The organism is Pseudomonas sp. AM14(2022), assembly GCF_036346455.1.
Taxonomy (GTDB): Bacteria; Pseudomonadota; Gammaproteobacteria; order Pseudomonadales; family Pseudomonadaceae; genus Aquipseudomonas; species Aquipseudomonas putida_A.
Map to the genome: position 1 here is coordinate 296600 of NZ_JAOTNY010000005.1, position 18144 is coordinate 314743.

The following is an 18144-nucleotide window of genomic DNA, read 5'->3' on the forward strand; positions in this document are numbered from 1 at the left end:
TGGAAGTCGAACAATGAACAGGATTTTCTCCACCCTCGGTTTTTCGCTATGGATAGCGCTGCTTTCACCGATGGTTCAGGCGGCCAGCCTCAAGACGCTGGATGTCGCGGCGTTGCCGGGTGACCGCATCGAGTTGAAGCTGTCGTTCGACAGCCCGCCACCGCAACCCAAGGGCTACACCACCGAATCGCCGGCGCGAATCGCCCTGGATCTGCCGGGTGTCGCCAGCCAACTGACGAACAAGACCCGCGATCTGGGCAGCGGCAACGCGCGAACCGCTACAGTGGTCGAGGCCAACGACCGTACGCGTTTGATCATCAACCTGACGCAACTGACGCCCTACACCTCACGGGTCGAGGGCAACAATCTGTTCGTGGTGGTCGGGCAGGGCGCCAAGCCTGCTGCGCCACGGCCAGCCGTTGTTGCGCCACGACCGGTCGCGGCGCCGGCGAAGGCTTATACCCCCGTCGCCAAAACCATTCGTGGCGTCGACTTCCAGCGCGGCACCGCGGGGGAGGGCAACGTCGTCATTGACCTGTCGGATCCGACCATCGCCCCGGACATCCAGGAGCATGACGGCAAGATCATCCTGAGCTTTGCTCGCACGCAGTTGCCCGACAGGCTGCGGGTGCGCCTCGACGTCAAGGACTTCGCCACGCCGGTGCAGTTCGTCAACGCTGCCGCCACTGGCGATCGTGCGGTGATCACCGTCGAACCCAGCGGCACGTTCGACTATTCCACCTATCAGACCGACAACAAACTGACCGTCAGTATTCGCCCGATGACGGTCGATGACCTGCAAAAGCGCAACGCTGACCGCAACAGCTACAGCGGCGAAAAGCTTTCGCTGAATTTCCAGGACATCGACGTGCGCTCGGTGCTGCAACTGATCGCCGACTTTACCAACCTCAATCTGGTGGCCAGCGATACCGTGCAGGGCGGGATCACCTTGCGTCTGCAAAACGTGCCGTGGGATCAGGCGCTGGACCTGGTGCTGAAAACCAAGGGGCTGGATAAACGCAAGATCGGCAACGTGTTGCTGGTGGCGCCAGCCGACGAAATCGCCGCCCGCGAACGCCAGGAACTGGAGTCACAGAAACAGATCGCCGAACTGGCGCCGCTGCGCCGCGAGCTGCTGCAAGTGAATTACGCCAAGGCTGCGGACATCGCCAAGCTGTTCCAGTCGGTGACCAGTGCCGAGGCGAAAATCGACGAACGAGGCTCGATTACCGTCGATGAGCGCACCAACAACATCATTGCCTACCAGACCCAGGATCGCCTCGACGAACTGCGGCGGATCGTGGCGCAACTGGATATTCCGGTGCGCCAGGTGATGATCGAGGCGCGGATCGTCGAGGCCAACGTCGATTACGACAAGAGTCTGGGCGTGCGCTGGGGCGGTTCGATCCAGAACAAGGGCAACTGGAACACCTCGGGGGTCAGCAATGGCTCGTCGACCACCATTGGCACACCGGGCAGTACCAGTACCAACTCGCCGTTCGTCGACATGGGCACGGTGGGTAATACCTCGGGGATCGGCATCGCCTTCATTACCGACAATGTGCTGCTCGATCTTGAGCTGACCGCCATGGAGAAGACCGGTAACGGTGAGATCGTCTCGCAGCCCAAAGTGGTTACCTCCGACAAAGAGACGGCGAAGATCCTCAAGGGCACCGAGATTCCGTATCAGGAAGCCAGCTCCAGCGGTGCGACGTCGGTGTCGTTCAAGGAGGCTTCGCTGTCGCTGGAAGTGACGCCGCAGATCACCCCCGACAACCGCATCATCATGGAGGTCAAGGTCACCAAGGACGAACCGGACTACCTGAACAAAGTGCAGGATGTACCGCCGATCAAGAAGAACGAGGTCAACGCCAAGGTGCTGGTGAACGACGGCGAGACCATCGTGATCGGGGGCGTTTTCTCAAATACTCAAAGCAAGGTCGTAGATAAGGTGCCATTTCTTGGCGATGTGCCGTATCTTGGCCGCCTTTTCCGGCGTGATGTGGTTTCGGAGAAAAAATCCGAGCTGCTGGTATTTCTCACTCCGCGTATCATGAATAACCAGGCGATTGCTGTGAGTCGTTGATTCTGTGCGAAATTTGATTCTTGTAGGACCGATGGGCGCTGGAAAAAGCACCATCGGCCGGTTGCTGGCCAAAGAGCTGCGCCTGCCGTTCAAAGATTCCGACAAGGAAATTGAACTGCGCACGGGCGCCAATATCCCGTGGATCTTCGACAAGGAAGGCGAGCCCGGCTTTCGTGACCGTGAGCAGGCGATGATCGCCGAGCTGTGCGCGTTCGACGGCGTGGTGCTGGCGACCGGTGGCGGCGCGGTGATGCGTGATGCCAACCGCAAGGCCCTGCACGCGGGCGGACGGGTGGTGTATCTGCACGCCTCTGTCGAGCAGCAGGTCGGGCGTACATCGCGCGATCGCAATCGTCCTTTGCTACGCACCGCCGATCCGGCGAAAACCCTGCGAGACCTGTTGGAGATCCGCGATCCGCTTTATCGGGAGATCGCCGATCTGGTGGTGGAAACCGACGAACGGCCACCGCGCATGGTGGTGCTCGACATTCTCGACCGTCTGGCACAGCTGCCACCCCGTTAAAGCGCCGCCGGAAATGCGCTATCCTCGGGGTCCTGTCACAACCGCCGAGGTTGTGGCGGATGGCGTGCGAGCGGCGTCAGATTCGCTACAGGCCGCAGACAACCAATAATTCAGGGCAGGACGCCTGCTTCCATCTTCACTGTGGGGACACATGCAGACACTCAAGGTCGATCTAGGCGAGCGCAGCTACCCGATTCATATTGGCGAAGGTTTGTTGGATCAGCCCGAGTTGCTGGCGCCGCATATCCATGGGCGGCAAGTGGCAATCATCTCCAACGAGACCGTTGCGCCGCTCTATCTCGAACGTCTGACCCGCAGCCTTGCGCAGTTCTCGGTGATCTCGGTGGTGCTGCCGGACGGCGAAGCCTTCAAGAACTGGGAAACCCTGCAACTGATCTTCGACGGCCTGCTGACTGCCCGTCACGACCGCCGCACCACGATCATCGCCCTCGGCGGCGGTGTCATCGGTGACATGGCCGGTTTTGCCGCCGCCTGCTACCAGCGCGGTGTCGATTTCATCCAGATTCCTACCACGCTGCTGTCCCAGGTCGATTCGTCGGTGGGCGGCAAGACCGGTATCAACCATCCGCTGGGCAAGAACATGGTCGGCGCGTTCTATCAGCCGAACGTGGTGCTGATCGATACTGCATCGCTGAAAACCCTGCCGGAGCGTGAACTGTCCGCCGGTCTGGCCGAAGTCATCAAGTACGGTCTGATCTGCGACGAGCCGTTCCTGGCCTGGCTCGAAGACAACGTCGACGCTCTGCGCGCGCTGGACCAGAAGGCCCTGACCTACGCCATCGAGCGTTCCTGCGCGGCCAAGGCAGCAGTGGTCGGTGCCGATGAGAAGGAAACCGGCGTGCGCGCCACGCTCAACCTCGGCCACACCTTCGGCCACGCCATCGAGACCCACATGGGCTATGGTGTCTGGTTGCATGGTGAGGCGGTGGCCGCTGGCACCGTGATGGCGCTGGAGATGTCCGCGCGTCTGGGCTGGATCAGCGAGCAGGAACGTGATCGCGGCATTCGTCTGTTCCAGCGTGCCGGTCTGCCGGTGATTCCGCCGGAAGAAATGACCGAAGCCGATTTTCTCGAACATATGGCAATTGATAAAAAAGTGATCGACGGTCGTCTGCGCCTGGTGCTGCTGCGCCGGATGGGCGAAGCGGTGGTGACCGCCGATTATCCGAAAGAGGTTCTACAGGCCACGCTGGGAGCGGATTACCGCGCTCTGGCTCAGCTTAAAGGTTAATAAGATTCCGATGACTAGTTTGCATGCCGACGAGGCGTTCCTCGGCCATTTCCAGTTAAGTCACGACCCTTTCGCGCCGCGGGTGCCGGGCTTCAAATTCTTCCCGGCCCAGCGCAAACCGGTGCTGGGGCAATTGCACCACCTGGCGCGTTACAGCCAGTTGCTGCTGGTGGTCACCGGCCCGCAGGGTAGTGGCAAGACCTTGCTGCGTCAGGCGCTGGTGGCCAGCACCAACAAGCAATCGGTGCAAAGCGTTGTCGTGTCGGCCCGTGGGGCTGGCGATGCCGCCGGCGTGCTGCGCCAGGTGGCTCAGGCACTGAACGTGGCTCAGGCCGAAGTTGGCGCGATTCTGGATCAGGTAGTGCAACTCGCACTTACCGGCCAGGAGGTCTATCTGCTGGTGGATGACGCCGAGCAGCTCGACGAATCCGCCCTCGAAGCGCTGATGGCGCTGGGTGCCGGGGCACCGGAAGGTCGCCCGCATGTGTTCCTGTTCGGTGAGTCGTCGCTGATCGCGCAACTGGAGGCCTTGCACCTCGAGGAAGAGCGCTTCCACGTCATCGAACTGCAGCCGTATACCGAAGAAGAGACCCGCGAATATCTCGACCAACGGCTCGAAGGTGCGGGCCGGGGTGTCGAACTTTTCACCGCGGATCAGATCTCTGAGATTCACGAAAGCGCCGAGGGTTGGCCTGGCAACATCAACCAGGTCGCTCGCGATGCACTGATCGAAGTCATGATTGCCAGCCGCTCTGCGGTCAAGCGTCCAAGTATGGGGTTCAACATGCCGAAGAAACACGTATTGGCGATATCCGCCGTCGTTGTGGTCGCGGTCGCCGCCGCCTGGCTGATGCCGGGTCGCAACAAGGCGCCAACCACTGGCGCACCCGCCAACGAACAGGCACAACTGCCATTGGGTCAGGGCGCCAAGGGTGGCGCGCCGAACGTCGAGTTCGCCGGCAATACCCAGCCGATGCCGCTGCCGCTGGTCGGCAACTCGCAACCGGTGATGCGCGGCCCGCTGGCTGAGGCTGCTGGCGGTATCACCGAAGGCGACGACGGCGTACCGGTCGAAGGTTCCAGCGCGACGCCGCCGACCGTCACGACTTCCGCACCACCGGCAGGTGTTCCGGCCGGCCCGGCTCCGACGCCAGTACCTGTTCCGGCGGCCAAGCCGACCCCAGCACCGACTCAGATCGCCACCGCCAAGCCTGCTCCGGCAGCGCCAGCGGCCAAACCGGCTCCGGCCCCGGCCAAGCCTGTTGCGGCTGCCAAACCGGCCGAGAAGCCGGTTACCGTGGCCAAGGCTGCCGGTGGCAGCTGGTACGCCGGTCAGCCGACCAGCAATTACGTGGTGCAGATCCTCGGCACCAGCTCCGAAGCGACCGCACAGAACTTCGTCAAGGAGCAGGGCGGCGAGTACCGTTATTTCAAGAAAGTCCTCAACGGCAAGCCGCTCTACGTGATCACCTACGGCAACTTCGCCAATCGTGATGCAGCCGTTTCTGCCATCAAGGCCTTGCCAGCGAAGGTTCAGGCTGGTAAACCTTGGCCTCGCACTGTCGCCAGCGTCCAACAGGAACTGGCAACAACTCGCTGAAGATTCGGCGGCCTTACCCAGGCCGCCTCTCCAAGCACCTCAAAATTTCTACGAGTGCGCGCCGTCTCTACAGACCGCGTGCCTTGTGGTGTCTGCGTCACAGTAGTCTTTGAGTCGTTGCAGTCAAAATTAAAAAAGTTTTGACTAGCACAGCAGATCGCTTTAAACCTTTCACAAATGCGACATGAATTTGCGACATTTCGTCGTCAAATTTGTGAGCCTCTGTGTCGCTGTGTACAATGACCACCCTTTTGCCCCCGCAAAGCCGGCGTACGTTCGGCGCGGCAAGCAAGTGGTTGAATTGAAAAGAAATTTGCCTCGAAAAGAGGCAGCCTGGTGAGAAAGTGTCTATGAAAGCAGGTCTGTACCAACCAGATGAATTCAAGGATAACTGCGGTTTCGGCCTGATAGCCCATATGCAGGGCGAGCCCAGTCATACCCTTTTGCAAACGGCCATCGAGGCCCTGACCTGCATGACCCACCGCGGTGGGATTAATGCCGACGGCAAGACCGGTGACGGTTGCGGTCTGCTGATTCAAAAGCCTGACGCGTTCCTGCGGGCGATGGCCCAGGAAAACTTCAGCGTCGAACTGCCCAAGCAATATGCCGTGGGCATGGTCTTCTTCAATCAGGATCCGGCCAAGGCCGAAGCCGCTCGCGAGAACATGAACCGCGAGATCCTCGCTGAAGGCCTGCAACTGATCGGCTGGCGCAAAGTGCCGATCGACACCAGCGTCCTCGGCCGACTGGCCCTCGAGCGCCTGCCGCAGATCGAGCAGGTGTACATCGGCGGTGAAGGCCTGAGCGATCAGGACATGGCGGTCAAGCTGTTCAGCGCCCGTCGTCGCTCGTCGGTGGCCAACGCCGCCGACACCGACCACTACATCTGCAGCTTTTCGCACAAGACCATCATCTATAAAGGCCTGATGATGCCGGCCGACCTGGCCGCGTTCTATCCGGACCTGGGTGACCAGCGCCTGCAAACCGCGATCTGCGTGTTCCACCAGCGCTTCTCCACCAACACCTTGCCGAAATGGCCGCTGGCCCAGCCATTCCGTTTCCTCGCCCACAACGGTGAGATCAACACCATCACTGGTAACCGTAACTGGGCACAGGCCCGTCGGACCAAGTTCACCAACGATCTGATGGATCTGGAAGAACTCGGCCCGCTGGTCAACCGTGTCGGTTCCGACTCCTCGAGCATGGACAACATGCTCGAACTGATGGTCACCGGTGGCATCGACCTGTTCCGTGGCGTGCGGATGATCATTCCGCCAGCGTGGCAGAACGTTGAAACCATGGACCCGGATCTGCGTGCGTTCTACGAGTACAACTCGATGCACATGGAACCGTGGGACGGCCCGGCCGGCGTGGTAATGACCGATGGTCGTTACGCGGTGTGCCTGCTCGATCGTAACGGTCTGCGTCCGGCACGCTGGGTTACTACCACCAACGGTTTCATCACCGTTGCCTCGGAAATCGGCGTCTGGAACTACCAGCCAGAGGACGTGATCGCCAAGGGCCGTGTCGGTCCGGGGCAGATCCTCGCCGTGGACACCGAGACCGGGCAGATCCTCGATACCGACGCGATCGACAACCGTCTGAAGTCCCGTCATCCGTACAAGCAATGGCTGCGCAAGAACGCTCTGCGTATCCAGGCGACCATGGAAGATAACGACCACGGTTCGGCGTTCTACGACGTGGATCAGCTCAAGCAATACATGAAGATGTATCAGGTCACGTTCGAAGAGCGTGATCAGGTGCTGCGCCCGCTCGGTGAGCAAGGCTACGAAGCCGTTGGCTCGATGGGTGACGATACGCCGATGGCCGTGCTGTCGCAGCGTGTGCGCACGCCGTACGACTATTTCCGCCAGCAGTTCGCGCAGGTCACCAACCCGCCGATCGACCCGCTGCGTGAAGCGATCGTGATGTCGCTGGAGATCTGCCTCGGTGCCGAGCGCAACATCTTCCAGGAATCGCCGGAGCACGCCTCGCGCGTGATCCTCAGCTCGCCAGTGATTTCGCCGGCCAAGTGGCGCTCGCTGATGAACCTCGACCGCCCGGGTTTCGAGCGGCAGATCATCGACCTCAACTACGACGAAAGTGTCGGCCTCGAAGCGGCGATCCGCAACGTCGCCGATCAGGCTGAAGAAGCCGTGCGTGCCGGGCGTACCCAGATCGTTCTGAGCGACCGTCATATCGCGCCGGGCAAACTGCCGATCCACGCTTCGCTGGCGACCGGCGCGGTGCACCACCGCCTGACCGAAAAAGGCCTGCGCTGCGATTCCAACATCCTCGTTGAAACCGCCACCGCGCGCGATCCGCATCACTTTGCGGTGCTGATCGGTTTCGGCGCCTCGGCGGTCTATCCGTTCCTGGCCTACGAAGTGCTGGGCGACCTGATCCGCACCGGTGAAGTGCTGGGCGACCTCTATGAGGTGTTCAAGAACTACCGCAAGGGCATTACCAAAGGCCTGTTGAAGATCCTGTCGAAGATGGGCATCTCGACCATCGCCTCATACCGTGGTGCGCAGCTGTTCGAAGCCATCGGCCTGTCCGAAGAAGTGTGCGAGCTGAGCTTCCGTGGCGTGCCGAGCCGCATCAAGGGTGCGCGTTTCGTCGACATCGAAGCCGAGCAGAAAGCCCTCGCTACCGAAGCCTGGAGCCCGCGCAAACCGATCCAGCAGGGCGGTCTGCTGAAGTTCGTCCACGGCGGCGAATATCACGCTTACAACCCGGACGTGGTCAACACCCTGCAAGCCGCCGTGCAGCAGGGCGACTATGCCAAGTTCAAGGAATACACCTCGCTGGTGGATAACCGCCCGGTGTCGATGATCCGCGACCTGTTCAAGGTCAAGACCCTCGACAAGCCGCTGGACATCAGCGAAGTCGAACCGCTGGAATCAGTGCTCAAGCGCTTCGACTCCGCCGGTATCTCGCTGGGCGCACTGTCGCCGGAAGCGCACGAAGCCCTGGCCGAAGCCATGAACCGCCTCGGTGCGCGTTCCAACTCCGGCGAAGGCGGCGAAGACCCGGCGCGCTACGGCACCATCAAGAGCTCGAAAATCAAGCAGGTCGCGACCGGCCGTTTCGGTGTCACCCCGGAATACCTGGTCAACGCCGAAGTGCTGCAGATCAAGGTCGCGCAGGGCGCCAAGCCGGGCGAGGGCGGGCAACTGCCGGGCGGCAAGGTCAACGGGCTGATCGCCAAGCTGCGTTACGCAGTGCCGGGCGTGACCCTGATTTCGCCACCGCCGCACCACGACATCTACTCGATCGAAGACTTGTCGCAACTGATCTTCGACCTGAAACAGGTCAACCCGAAGGCACTGGTTTCGGTGAAACTGGTCGCGGAAGCGGGCGTCGGCACCATCGCCGCCGGTGTAGCCAAGGCCTATGCGGACTTGATCACCATCTCCGGCTACGACGGTGGCACCGGTGCTTCGCCGCTGACCTCGATCAAATACGCGGGCGCTCCGTGGGAACTCGGCCTCGCTGAAACCCACCAGACCCTGCGCGGCAACGACCTGCGCGGCAAAGTCCGGGTGCAGACCGACGGCGGCCTGAAAACCGGCCTCGACGTGATCAAGGCAGCGATCCTCGGTGCCGAAAGCTTCGGCTTCGGTACAGCGCCAATGATTGCCCTGGGCTGCAAATACCTGCGCATCTGCCACCTGAACAACTGCGCCACCGGCGTTGCGACGCAGAACGAGAAGCTGCGCAAGGATCACTACATCGGTACCGTCGACATGGTGGTGAACTTCTTCACCTACGTCGCCGAAGAAACCCGTGAGTGGCTGGCCAAGCTCGGCGTGCGCTCCCTCGAAGAGCTGATCGGCCGCACCGATCTGCTGGAAATCCTCGAAGGCCAGACCGCCAAGCAACACCATCTGGATCTGACCCCGCTGCTGGGCAGCGATCACATCCCGGCGGACAAACCGCAATTCTGCGGCGTTGAGCGCAACCCGCCGTTTGACCAAGGCCTGCTGGCCGAGAAAATGGTCGACATGGCGACGTCGGCGATCAACGACCTCAGCGGCGCCGAGTTCGAACTGGACATCTGCAACTGCGACCGTTCGATCGGTGCGCGGATTTCCGGCGAAATTGCGCGCAAGCACGGCAATCAGGGCATGGCCAACGCGCCGATCACCTTCCGCTTCAAAGGCACGGCCGGTCAGAGCTTCGGCGTGTGGAACGCCGGCGGTCTGAACATGTACCTGGAAGGCGACGCCAACGACTACGTCGGCAAAGGCATGACCGGTGGCAAACTGGTCATCGTGCCGCCGAAGGGCAGCGTCTATCAGACTCAGAACAGCGCCATCATCGGCAACACCTGCCTGTACGGCGCCACCGGCGGCAAGCTGTTCGCCGCCGGCACCGCAGGCGAGCGTTTTGCCGTGCGCAACTCCGGTGCCCACACGGTCGTGGAAGGCACTGGCGATCACTGCTGCGAGTACATGACCGGTGGTTTCGTCTGCGTTTTGGGCAAGACCGGTTACAACTTCGGCTCTGGCATGACCGGTGGTTTCGCCTACGTGCTCGACCAGGACAACACCTTCGTTGACCGGGTCAACCACGAACTGGTGGAAATCCAGCGGATCAGCGGCGAGGCGATGGAAGCCTACCGCAGCCACCTGCAGAACGTGCTGAACGAGTACGTCAAGGAAACCGAGAGCGAGTGGGGTCGTGAACTCGCCGAGAACCTTGATGACTACCTGCGTCGTTTCTGGCTGGTCAAGCCTAAGGCTGCCAACCTGAAATCGTTGCTTTCCAGCACTCGTGCCAACCCGCAGTGATATGCGCCTGAAGAGTTTGATGAGGTTTTAACAATGGCTGAACGTCTGAATAACGACTTCCAGTTCATCGATGTCGGGCGCAAGGATCCGAAGAAGAAACTGTTGCGTCAACGCAAGAAAGAGTTCGTCGAGATCTACGAACCGTTCAAACCCCAGCAGTCGGCCGACCAGGCCCACCGCTGCCTGGGTTGCGGCAACCCGTATTGCGAATGGAAGTGCCCGGTGCACAACTTCATTCCGAACTGGCTGAAGCTGGTGGCCGAGGGCAACATCCTCCAGGCCGCCGAGCTGTCGCACCAGACCAACACCCTGCCGGAAGTCTGCGGCCGGGTGTGTCCGCAGGATCGTCTGTGCGAGGGTGCCTGCACCCTCAACGACGGCTTCGGCGCGGTGACCATCGGTTCGGTCGAGAAGTACATCACCGACACCGCGTTCGCCATGGGCTGGCGCCCGGACATGTCCAAGGTCAAACCGACCGGCAAGCGTGTCGCGATCATCGGCGCAGGCCCGGCGGGCCTCGGTTGTGCCGACGTGCTGGTGCGTGGTGGCGTGACCCCGGTGGTGTTCGACAAGAACCCGGAAATCGGCGGTCTGCTGACCTTCGGCATCCCCGAGTTCAAGCTTGAGAAGACCGTGTTGAGCAATCGCCGCGAAGTCTTCACCGGCATGGGCATCGAGTTCCGCCTCAACACCGAGGTCGGCAAGGATGTGACCATGGAGCAACTGCTCGCCGAATACGATGCCGTGTTCATGGGCATGGGCACCTACACCTACATGAAGGGTGGTTTCGCCGGTGAGGATCTGCCGGGCGTTTATGACGCGCTGGACTTCCTGATCGCCAACGTCAACCGCAACCTGGGCTTTGAAAAGTCGCCGGAAGATTTCGTCGACATGAAAGGCAAGAAGGTCGTGGTACTCGGCGGTGGCGACACGGCGATGGACTGCAACCGCACCTCGATCCGTCAGGGCGCCAAGTCGGTGACCTGCGCCTATCGTCGTGATGAAGCGAACATGCCCGGCTCGCGCAAAGAGGTGAAGAACGCCAAGGAAGAAGGCGTGAAATTCCTCTACAACCGCCAGCCGATCGCCATCGTTGGTGAAGACAAGGTCGAAGGCGTGAAGGTGGTCGAGACCCGTCTCGGCGAACCGGATGCCCGTGGCCGTCGCAGCCCCGAGCCGATCCCGGGTTCCGAAGAGATCATCCCGGCCGACGCCGTGGTCATCGCGTTCGGTTTCCGCCCGAGCCCGGCACCGTGGTTCGAACAGTTCGAAATCCAGACCGACAGCCAGGGCCGCGTCGTCGCGCCTGAGCAAGGTCAGTACAAGCACCAGACCAGCAACCCGAAAATCTTCGCCGGTGGCGACATGGTGCGCGGTTCCGACCTGGTGGTAACGGCAATCTTCGAAGGCCGCAATGCGGCTGAAGGGATCCTCGATTACCTGGGTGTCTAAGCAAACAACGCAATACCTTGTAGGAGTGAGCCTGCTCGCGATGACGGTAGATCAGTCCCTGATGCATTGACTGAAACACCGCTATCGCGAGCAGGCTCACTCCTACAGTTGTTTTGGGGTGTTGCAAAATCAGTATTCCAACGCAATAAATTGACCCGATAGACAAAAGGCTGACCTGCATCCGTGCCTTTTGCGTCGCGCTCTGAGAAAATGCCCGCACTTTTTTTCCGGATGCCGACATGACTGCCCTGAAGAACGACCGTTTCCTCCGCGCCCTGCTCAAGCAACCTGTAGACGTCACCCCGGTGTGGATGATGCGCCAGGCCGGCCGCTACCTGCCTGAATACCGCGCCAGCCGTGCCCAGGCCGGTGATTTCATGAGCCTGTGCATGAATCCGGAATTCGCTTGCGAAGTCACGTTGCAACCGCTCGACCGCTATCCGCAACTGGATGCGGCGATCCTGTTCTCCGACATCCTCACCATCCCCGATGCCATGGGCCAGGGCCTGTACTTCGAGACCGGTGAAGGTCCGCGCTTCAAGAAAGTCGTCAGCACCCTGGCCGACATCGAAGCGTTGCCGATCCCTGATCCACACAAGGATCTCGGCTATGTGATGGACGCGGTCAGCACCATTCGCCGCGAGCTGAATGGTCGTGTGCCGCTGATCGGCTTCTCCGGCAGCCCGTGGACCCTCGCCACTTACATGGTTGAAGGCGGCTCGTCGAAAGACTTCCGCAAGACCAAGGCGATGCTCTACGACAACCCGCAGGCCATGCACCTGCTGCTGGACAAACTGGCGCAGTCGGTGACCTCGTACCTCAACGGCCAGATCCAGGCCGGCGCGCAAGCGGTGCAGATCTTCGATACCTGGGGCGGCAACCTGTCGGCGGCGGCGTACCAGGAGTTCTCCCTGGCCTACATGAAGAAAATCGTCAGCGGCCTGATCCGCGAGCACGACGGTCGTAAAGTGCCGGTGATCCTCTTCACCAAGAACGGCGGCCTGTGGCTGGAAAGTATCGCCGACGCTGGCGCCGACGCACTGGGCCTGGACTGGACCTGCGACATCGGCAACGCTCGCGCCCGTGTCGGCGACAAGGTCGCGCTGCAAGGCAACATGGACCCGACCGTGCTCTACGCCAAACCGGAAGCGATCCGCACTGAAGTCGGGCGCATTCTGGCCAGCTACGGCAAGGGCAGCGGCCACGTGTTCAACCTCGGCCACGGCATCACCCCTGAGGTCGATCCGGAGCACGCCGGTGCGTTCCTGAGTGCGGTGCACGAGTTGTCGGCGCAGTATCACGAGTAAGATTTTGACACGACCGCCCGAATGCAATGTTCGGGCGGTAATTGATTTTTGTATGTTTAAGTTGAAAGTGCAATAAACCTTGTTCGTAAAGATTGTTTACTTTGTGCAGTTTCTGTTAATGGTTTTCTCGTTGACGTTGATAATTAAGAGCCTTGTAATGGCGCCACTTGTTTATCAGGATGGTTGCAATGAAAAGGGTTGGATATTCGCGTCTCCAGATTGCTTTGCACTGGATATCTGCGGCAGTAATTTTATGGGCTCTTTTGTCTGGCTTCTATGTGTCAGTCATTAGAGTTGCAGCGGAAACAAAATCGATAGTTGGATTTATAAATGTTTCGGTGACGGCTTTATTTATTCCGATATTTATACTGAGATTGTATGTTTCTGTCAGAGGCTCTCACACCACTTGCGAGGTGGACAGGACCTTTGTGGAGCGTCTGGCGAGGTGGATGCATAAGTCTATTTATCTGATGACGGCGGTTGTCTTGCTCACAGGAATATTAATGATGGATCGACCGATCAATATATTTGATCTGGTTCTTATTCCGGCGCCGCTGAACGATCTACAGTGGATTGATCGGTTCTTCGTCATCCATGTTTGGGCGTGCGTGATGTTACTGGTTCAAGTAGCGCTACACATCGCAGCCGTTATCAAACACGAAATGTGTGGGCGCCGAATCCTGAAAAAAATGGTGTTCTGACTCAAGCGGGAGCGCTGCCACCGAGGGGCGGCAACTTCGCCAGTTTCAACGCCACCAACAGCGCGATCATCAACAGGGCGCCAATAAACAGGCCGATGCCATTCCACCCGCCGAGATGCCAGAACACCCCGCCAGCCGTGCCGGCAATACTCGACCCGGCGTAATAGCTGAACAAATACAACGACGACGCCTGGCCCTTGGCCTTGGTCGCACGCCGGCCGATCCAGCTGCTCGCCACCGAGTGCGCGCCGAAGAAGCCGAAGGTGAAGATCAGCATACCGACGATCACCAGCAACAGCGGCGTAAACATCGTGAGCGCAAGGCCGGCGAACATCAGTGCGATGGTTGCCCACAGCACTTTGCGCCGCCCCAGTTTGTCCGCCAGCGAACCGATCTTCGCCGAGCTGTAGATGCCCGACAGGTACACCACCGACAGCAAACCGACGAACACCTGATCGAGGTTGTACGGCGCGGCCAGCAGGCGATAACCGATGTAGTTGAACAGAGTGACGAAGGCGCCCATCAGCACGAACGCTTCAAGAAACAGCAGCGGCAGGCCGGCGTCGCGAAAGTGCATGGTGAAGCCATCGAGCAGGCTGCGTGGGTGCAGCGAGCGTGAGCGGAAGTTGCGCGATTCGGGGAGGATTTTCCAGAATACTGCCGCCGCAACCAATGCCAGACCGCCGATTACCAGCATTGCCGTGTGCCAACTGACAAAGTCGATCAACACCCCGGTGATCAACCTCCCGCTCATCCCGCCAATCGCGTTGCCGCCGATGTACAGGCCCATCGCCAGACCGATGTGCTGTGGATGGATTTCCTCGCTCAGATACGTCATCGCCACCGCCGCCAGGCCGCTCAGCGACAGCCCGATCAGCGCGCGCATGATCAGCACGCCGTGCCAGCTCGGCATCATCGAGCTGGCGATGGTGCACAACGCGGCGGCGAACAGTGCCGCGACCATCACCGGTTTGCGTCCGACCCGGTCGGAGATCGGCCCGGTGATCAACAGCCCGACGGCCAGCATGCCAGTCGCTACCGACAGAATCAGGCTGCTCTGCGCCGCGTTGATTCCATACTCGTGGGACAGCAGCGGCATCATCGGCTGCACGCAATACAGCAAAGCGAAGGTCGCGAAGCCGCCGCTGAACAGCGCCAGTACCGTGCGCATGAACATCGGCGTGCCTTTTTCGATGTAGATCTCCTGCAGCTCGGCGATGACATCGTCCGCCGCGGCAGGCGGAACTTCATGGGCAAGAGGGGCGGCGGCGGTTTTCACATCAGACCTCGGAGGGCACGGCCAGGCAGGCAATGAAAAAATCATATAGCTGGCTAATGTTTCTATCCAATATATTGTTCGACCTGTTTGATAGCTTTAACGACCTAATGGGGTTTCCATGGAATTGCGTCATCTGCGCTACTTCATCGCCGTCGCCGAAGAACTGCATTTCGGCCGCGCGGCACAGGTGCTGGGGATCTCCCAGCCACCGCTGAGCCAGCAGATTCAGGCGCTGGAGCAAGAGGTCGGCGCGCGGTTGTTCGAACGCACCAATCGTCGGGTCGAGCTGAGTGAGGCTGGCCGATTGTTTCTGGAGGAAGCGCGGCTGGTGCTGGCGCAGGTCGACAAAGCGGCGGACGTCGCCCGGCGTGCGCAACTCGGCGAACTCGGCGAATTGAAGATTGGCTTCACTTCGTCGGCGCCGTTCAACTCGACCATTCCCCAGGCGATTTTTTCTTTTCGTCAGCGTTTCCCGGCAGTGCACCTGAACCTGCGGGAGATGAGCAGCACCATGGTCGCGGATGCGCTGGTGGATCAGTCGATCGAAGTCGGGATCATGCGCCCGCTGGGCCTGCCGGATTCGCTGAGTGTGGTCGAGCTGATGCGTGAGCCGCTGGTGGCGGTGCTCGGCTCCAAACATCCGTTGGCGCAGGGCAGCGAGGAAGGGCTGTTCCTCTCGGCGCTGGCGCTGGAGCCGTTTGTGTTCTTTCCACGCAGCTATGGCAGCGGGTTGTATGCGCAACTGCTCAGTCTGGCCCGCGATGCCGGCTTCAGTCCGCACTTCGCCCAGGAGGCCGGTGAGGCGATGACCATCATCGGACTGGTCGCAGCGGGGCTGGGGGTTTCGGTGTTGCCGGCGTCGTATCAGCGGATGCGCATTGACGGTGTGGTCTATCGACCACTGCTCGATCCGGAGGCGGTGTCGGCCGTGTGGCTGGTGCAGCGCAAGGATCAGAAATCGCCGATGGCCAAGGCGTTCGTCGAACTGCTTACACGCAAGGTTGAGCCTTCATCAGTGTGATGCCTGTCGGCCTCTTCGCGAGCAAGCCCGCTCCCACCCTGGAATACGTTCCCCTGTGGGAGCGGGCTTGCTCGCGAAGGCGCCCGTCCAAACACCACACCTCTCAGGGCAACCGCACCAGATCCCCCTTCAACGCCACCCGCGTCACAAACACCCCGGCCCGACACTCATAGGTATTCAAATCCTTGCGCACATGCTGGTCGTAATAACTGACGATATTGACCACCGCATTCGCCCCGACCCGCTTGGCGTCGGCCTGCAACTTGATCAGGTTCGACTGCAGCACCCATTCGCAGGAGTCGTGATCGCTCTTGTTGAAACCGTTGGTGCGCAAATCACTGACCACATCCCGGCGCAACAAGCGCTGCGTGCCCTGTGGTCCGTTGCCGATCAAATAGAATTTCACACTGCCATCCAGCCGCCCGGCGCGAATCGCGTCCGAGAGCACGGTCTCGAACGGCATGTACATCAGATTGGTGGCGTGGCTGGCGCTGGGCAATAACCCGAGGAGCGTGGCGGCGATCAGGGCTTTCACTTGCATGGTCATGTCCTTGACTTTGCGAGTCAGCATTCAACGATTTATGGAGTGTAGACACCGTACGTCGGTGCAGAAAAAACCATCTGGAACATGTGTAGCTCAAGGGCTACACTTCCGAGCATGCCCGAGATTATTCGAAGTTCAACATTCTCCTGCTGGCTTTTGAAGCTGGCTGACAGCCGCGCCAGGATGCGTATTCAGGTGCGCATTGATCGTATGGCCGATGGGAATTTTGGTGATTTCAAAGCCGTCGGTGAGGGGCTCAGCGAAGTCAGAATTGACTATGGCCCCGGATATCGAGTCTATTTCATGCAACAAGGTCGGCAAGTGGTCATCCTCCTTTGTGGTGGAGACAAGAGCAGCCAACCCCGAGATATCAAGCAAGCCAGGCTCATCGCGGAGTCTTGGCAGGAGCAAAACCCATGACCGAACAATTCACTCGTTGGGACTCAGCCGAGTACCTCAAGACAGAAGAGGACATGGCCAATTATCTGGATGCCTGCATGGAGGAGGCTGGAGATGATCCTGCCTTTATCGCCAAGGCACTGGGCACCATTGCGAGAGCGCGAGGAATGACCCAAGTCGCACGTGACGCCGGGCTGTCTCGAGAAAGTCTCTACCGTGCACTGTCAGGTGAAGGAAATCCTGAGTTTGGAACGATTCTGAAAGTGGTGAAGGCGTTGGGCTTGAAGTTACATGCCAGCACTTGAGCTGAACTGAATAGCAAAGGGCGCCGTAAGGCGCCCTTTGTCGTTTCTACTGTCAATCAATCGACGTGAGCCAAATCCCCACGCAACGCCACGCTCGACACCACAAGGCCGGCGCGGCACTGGAATTTCTCGGTGTCTTTGTACAGGTCGCGCTGGTCGACGCTGGCGATGTTGATCACGGCGTTGGCGTCGGCTTTTTTCGCGGCGTTCTGCAGGGTGGCGAGAGCCGACTGCAGGGCCCAGAAGCAGGCGTCGGCGTCGGATTTGTTCGAGCCGTTGGTTTTGCGGCTGCTGCTGACGGTGTCGAGTTTGCGCACCTGTTTAGGCAGGGTTTCGCCGGCCAGGTAGAACTTCACGCTGCCGTCGAGCAGGCCGGCGTCGGTGGCGCGTTTGACGCCCTCGCGAAGCTCAGGTAAGTCGGCTCGTTGGCGCCTTGCTTGACGATGCCCAAGTCGTTGACGAACTCGATGTCCGGGTTGATCGACAGTTCCTTGAGCACGTTGTCGCGCAGGCGGTTGACCCAGCGGTTGTAGTTGCCGTGGATCTTGCCGTCCTTGGCGTCGAGGCCGTAGCTGCTGCGGTAGTCGATTTCAAACGAGGTCGGGCTGAACGGGATGTCGACTTCGGCGTGGTGACGGCCGCGTACGGTAATCGCCGCTTTGATCATGCCCGGACGCACTGACTGCACCACCCACTGGCGGTCGTTGAGTGCGGTGACGATGGCGCGGCTCATCTGTTGCTGGGTGAAGCCGAGGTTGGGCGAGAACTCTTCCTTGGCGTTGTAAACCGGTTTGCTGGTGCAACCGCCGAGCACAAAGGCCAGGGCCAGCAGGGCGGCGATGCGGTGAAACTGAGTCATTCCCTTCACTCCAAACGTGT

Annotated in this window: 15 protein-coding genes; 11 read left to right on the forward strand and 4 right to left on the reverse strand. The window is 60.2% G+C overall.

Annotation, left to right across the window (positions count from 1 at the left end):
* Positions 1-13: 13 nt before the first annotated feature.
* The 8 genes from pilQ to V3W27_RS13315 all read left to right on the forward strand — a co-directional run bounded on the left by pilQ (position 14) and on the right by V3W27_RS13315 (position 13717).
* Positions 14-2086 (forward strand): type IV pilus secretin PilQ, encoded by a 2073-nt coding sequence (pilQ, locus tag V3W27_RS13280; RefSeq protein ID WP_330206778.1) that lies wholly within the window; start codon positions 14-16, stop codon positions 2084-2086.
* A gap of 4 nt (positions 2087-2090) precedes the next feature.
* Positions 2091-2609 carry a shikimate kinase AroK gene (gene aroK / locus V3W27_RS13285; protein WP_027611316.1) on the forward strand — a complete coding sequence of 173 codons (519 nt, stop codon included), beginning with the start codon at positions 2091-2093 and terminating at the stop codon, positions 2607-2609.
* Positions 2610-2760: 151 nt separating this feature from the next.
* The gene (gene aroB, locus V3W27_RS13290) at positions 2761-3861 is read left to right on the forward strand and encodes a 3-dehydroquinate synthase (RefSeq protein WP_210556778.1); all 1101 of its coding nucleotides are present in this window, start codon (positions 2761-2763) and stop codon (positions 3859-3861) included.
* 10 nt (positions 3862-3871) lie between these two features.
* Entirely contained in the window at positions 3872-5461 is a 1590-nt protein-coding gene (locus V3W27_RS13295) for an AAA family ATPase (RefSeq protein ID WP_330206779.1), read from the forward strand.
* 350 nt (positions 5462-5811) lie between these two features.
* Positions 5812-10257 carry a glutamate synthase large subunit gene (gltB, locus tag V3W27_RS13300; RefSeq protein WP_115988376.1) on the forward strand — a complete coding sequence of 1482 codons (4446 nt, stop codon included), beginning with the start codon at positions 5812-5814 and terminating at the stop codon, positions 10255-10257.
* Between the two features lie 33 nt (positions 10258-10290).
* Positions 10291-11709 carry an FAD-dependent oxidoreductase gene (locus V3W27_RS13305; protein ID WP_007909438.1) on the forward strand — a complete coding sequence of 473 codons (1419 nt, stop codon included), beginning with the start codon at positions 10291-10293 and terminating at the stop codon, positions 11707-11709.
* Positions 11710-11948: 239 nt separating this feature from the next.
* Positions 11949-13016 (forward strand): uroporphyrinogen decarboxylase, encoded by a 1068-nt coding sequence (hemE, locus tag V3W27_RS13310; protein ID WP_330206780.1) that lies wholly within the window; start codon positions 11949-11951, stop codon positions 13014-13016.
* A 188-nt stretch (positions 13017-13204) separates the two neighbouring features.
* The gene (locus V3W27_RS13315; protein WP_330206781.1) at positions 13205-13717 is read left to right on the forward strand and encodes a cytochrome b; all 513 of its coding nucleotides are present in this window, start codon (positions 13205-13207) and stop codon (positions 13715-13717) included.
* A gap of 1 nt (position 13718) precedes the next feature.
* Here V3W27_RS13315 and V3W27_RS13320 read toward each other — a convergent pair whose 3' ends face one another.
* A complete protein-coding gene (locus tag V3W27_RS13320) occupies positions 13719-14936 on the reverse strand; it encodes an MFS transporter (RefSeq protein ID WP_412103650.1) in 1218 nt (405 codons plus the stop codon).
* Between the two features lie 178 nt (positions 14937-15114).
* Between V3W27_RS13320 and V3W27_RS13325 the strand changes: the two genes are divergently transcribed.
* Positions 15115-16017: a LysR family transcriptional regulator gene (locus V3W27_RS13325; RefSeq protein ID WP_095138029.1), complete on the forward strand. Its 903-nt coding sequence runs from the start codon at positions 15115-15117 to the stop codon at positions 16015-16017.
* 103 nt (positions 16018-16120) lie between these two features.
* Here the strand turns inward: V3W27_RS13325 and V3W27_RS13330 are convergent, their stop codons facing one another.
* The gene (locus V3W27_RS13330; RefSeq protein WP_139053552.1) at positions 16121-16558 is read right to left on the reverse strand and encodes an excinuclease; all 438 of its coding nucleotides are present in this window, start codon (positions 16556-16558) and stop codon (positions 16121-16123) included.
* A gap of 117 nt (positions 16559-16675) precedes the next feature.
* On the opposite strand from V3W27_RS13330, the gene V3W27_RS13335 reads away from it, so the two are divergent.
* Entirely contained in the window at positions 16676-16981 is a 306-nt protein-coding gene (locus tag V3W27_RS13335) for a type II toxin-antitoxin system RelE/ParE family toxin (protein WP_330206782.1), read from the forward strand.
* Positions 16978-17265, forward strand: coding sequence for an addiction module antidote protein (locus tag V3W27_RS13340; RefSeq protein ID WP_007943750.1), 288 nt, complete (start codon positions 16978-16980; stop codon positions 17263-17265). Before V3W27_RS13335 ends, V3W27_RS13340 begins: the two co-directional genes overlap by 4 nt.
* Before the next feature lie 56 nt (positions 17266-17321).
* Here V3W27_RS13340 and V3W27_RS13345 read toward each other — a convergent pair whose 3' ends face one another.
* Together V3W27_RS13345 and V3W27_RS13350 are read right to left on the reverse strand one after the other, a co-directional pair.
* The gene (locus V3W27_RS13345) at positions 17322-17621 is read right to left on the reverse strand and encodes a hypothetical protein (RefSeq protein ID WP_330206783.1); all 300 of its coding nucleotides are present in this window, start codon (positions 17619-17621) and stop codon (positions 17322-17324) included.
* Positions 17618-18124 (reverse strand): hypothetical protein, encoded by a 507-nt coding sequence (locus V3W27_RS13350; RefSeq protein ID WP_330206784.1) that lies wholly within the window; start codon positions 18122-18124, stop codon positions 17618-17620. Before V3W27_RS13350 ends, V3W27_RS13345 begins: the two co-directional genes overlap by 4 nt.
* Positions 18125-18144: the final 20 nt, after the last annotated feature.

Coding starts and splice junctions, on each gene's coding strand:
- pilQ (WP_330206778.1), top strand. CDS start 14: ATGAACAGGATTTTCTCCACCCTCGGTTTTTCGCTATGGATAGCGCTG.
- aroB (WP_210556778.1), top strand. CDS start 2,761: ATGCAGACACTCAAGGTCGATCTAGGCGAGCGCAGCTACCCGATTCAT.
- V3W27_RS13295 (WP_330206779.1), top strand. CDS start 3,872: ATGACTAGTTTGCATGCCGACGAGGCGTTCCTCGGCCATTTCCAGTTA.
- gltB (WP_115988376.1), top strand. CDS start 5,812: ATGAAAGCAGGTCTGTACCAACCAGATGAATTCAAGGATAACTGCGGT.
- V3W27_RS13305 (WP_007909438.1), top strand. CDS start 10,291: ATGGCTGAACGTCTGAATAACGACTTCCAGTTCATCGATGTCGGGCGC.
- hemE (WP_330206780.1), top strand. CDS start 11,949: ATGACTGCCCTGAAGAACGACCGTTTCCTCCGCGCCCTGCTCAAGCAA.
- V3W27_RS13315 (WP_330206781.1), top strand. CDS start 13,205: ATGAAAAGGGTTGGATATTCGCGTCTCCAGATTGCTTTGCACTGGATA.
- V3W27_RS13325 (WP_095138029.1), top strand. CDS start 15,115: ATGGAATTGCGTCATCTGCGCTACTTCATCGCCGTCGCCGAAGAACTG.
- V3W27_RS13330 (WP_139053552.1), bottom strand. CDS start 16,558: ATGCAAGTGAAAGCCCTGATCGCCGCCACGCTCCTCGGGTTATTGCCC.
- V3W27_RS13335 (WP_330206782.1), top strand. CDS start 16,676: ATGCCCGAGATTATTCGAAGTTCAACATTCTCCTGCTGGCTTTTGAAG.
- V3W27_RS13340 (WP_007943750.1), top strand. CDS start 16,978: ATGACCGAACAATTCACTCGTTGGGACTCAGCCGAGTACCTCAAGACA.
- V3W27_RS13350 (WP_330206784.1), bottom strand. CDS start 18,124: ATGACTCAGTTTCACCGCATCGCCGCCCTGCTGGCCCTGGCCTTTGTG.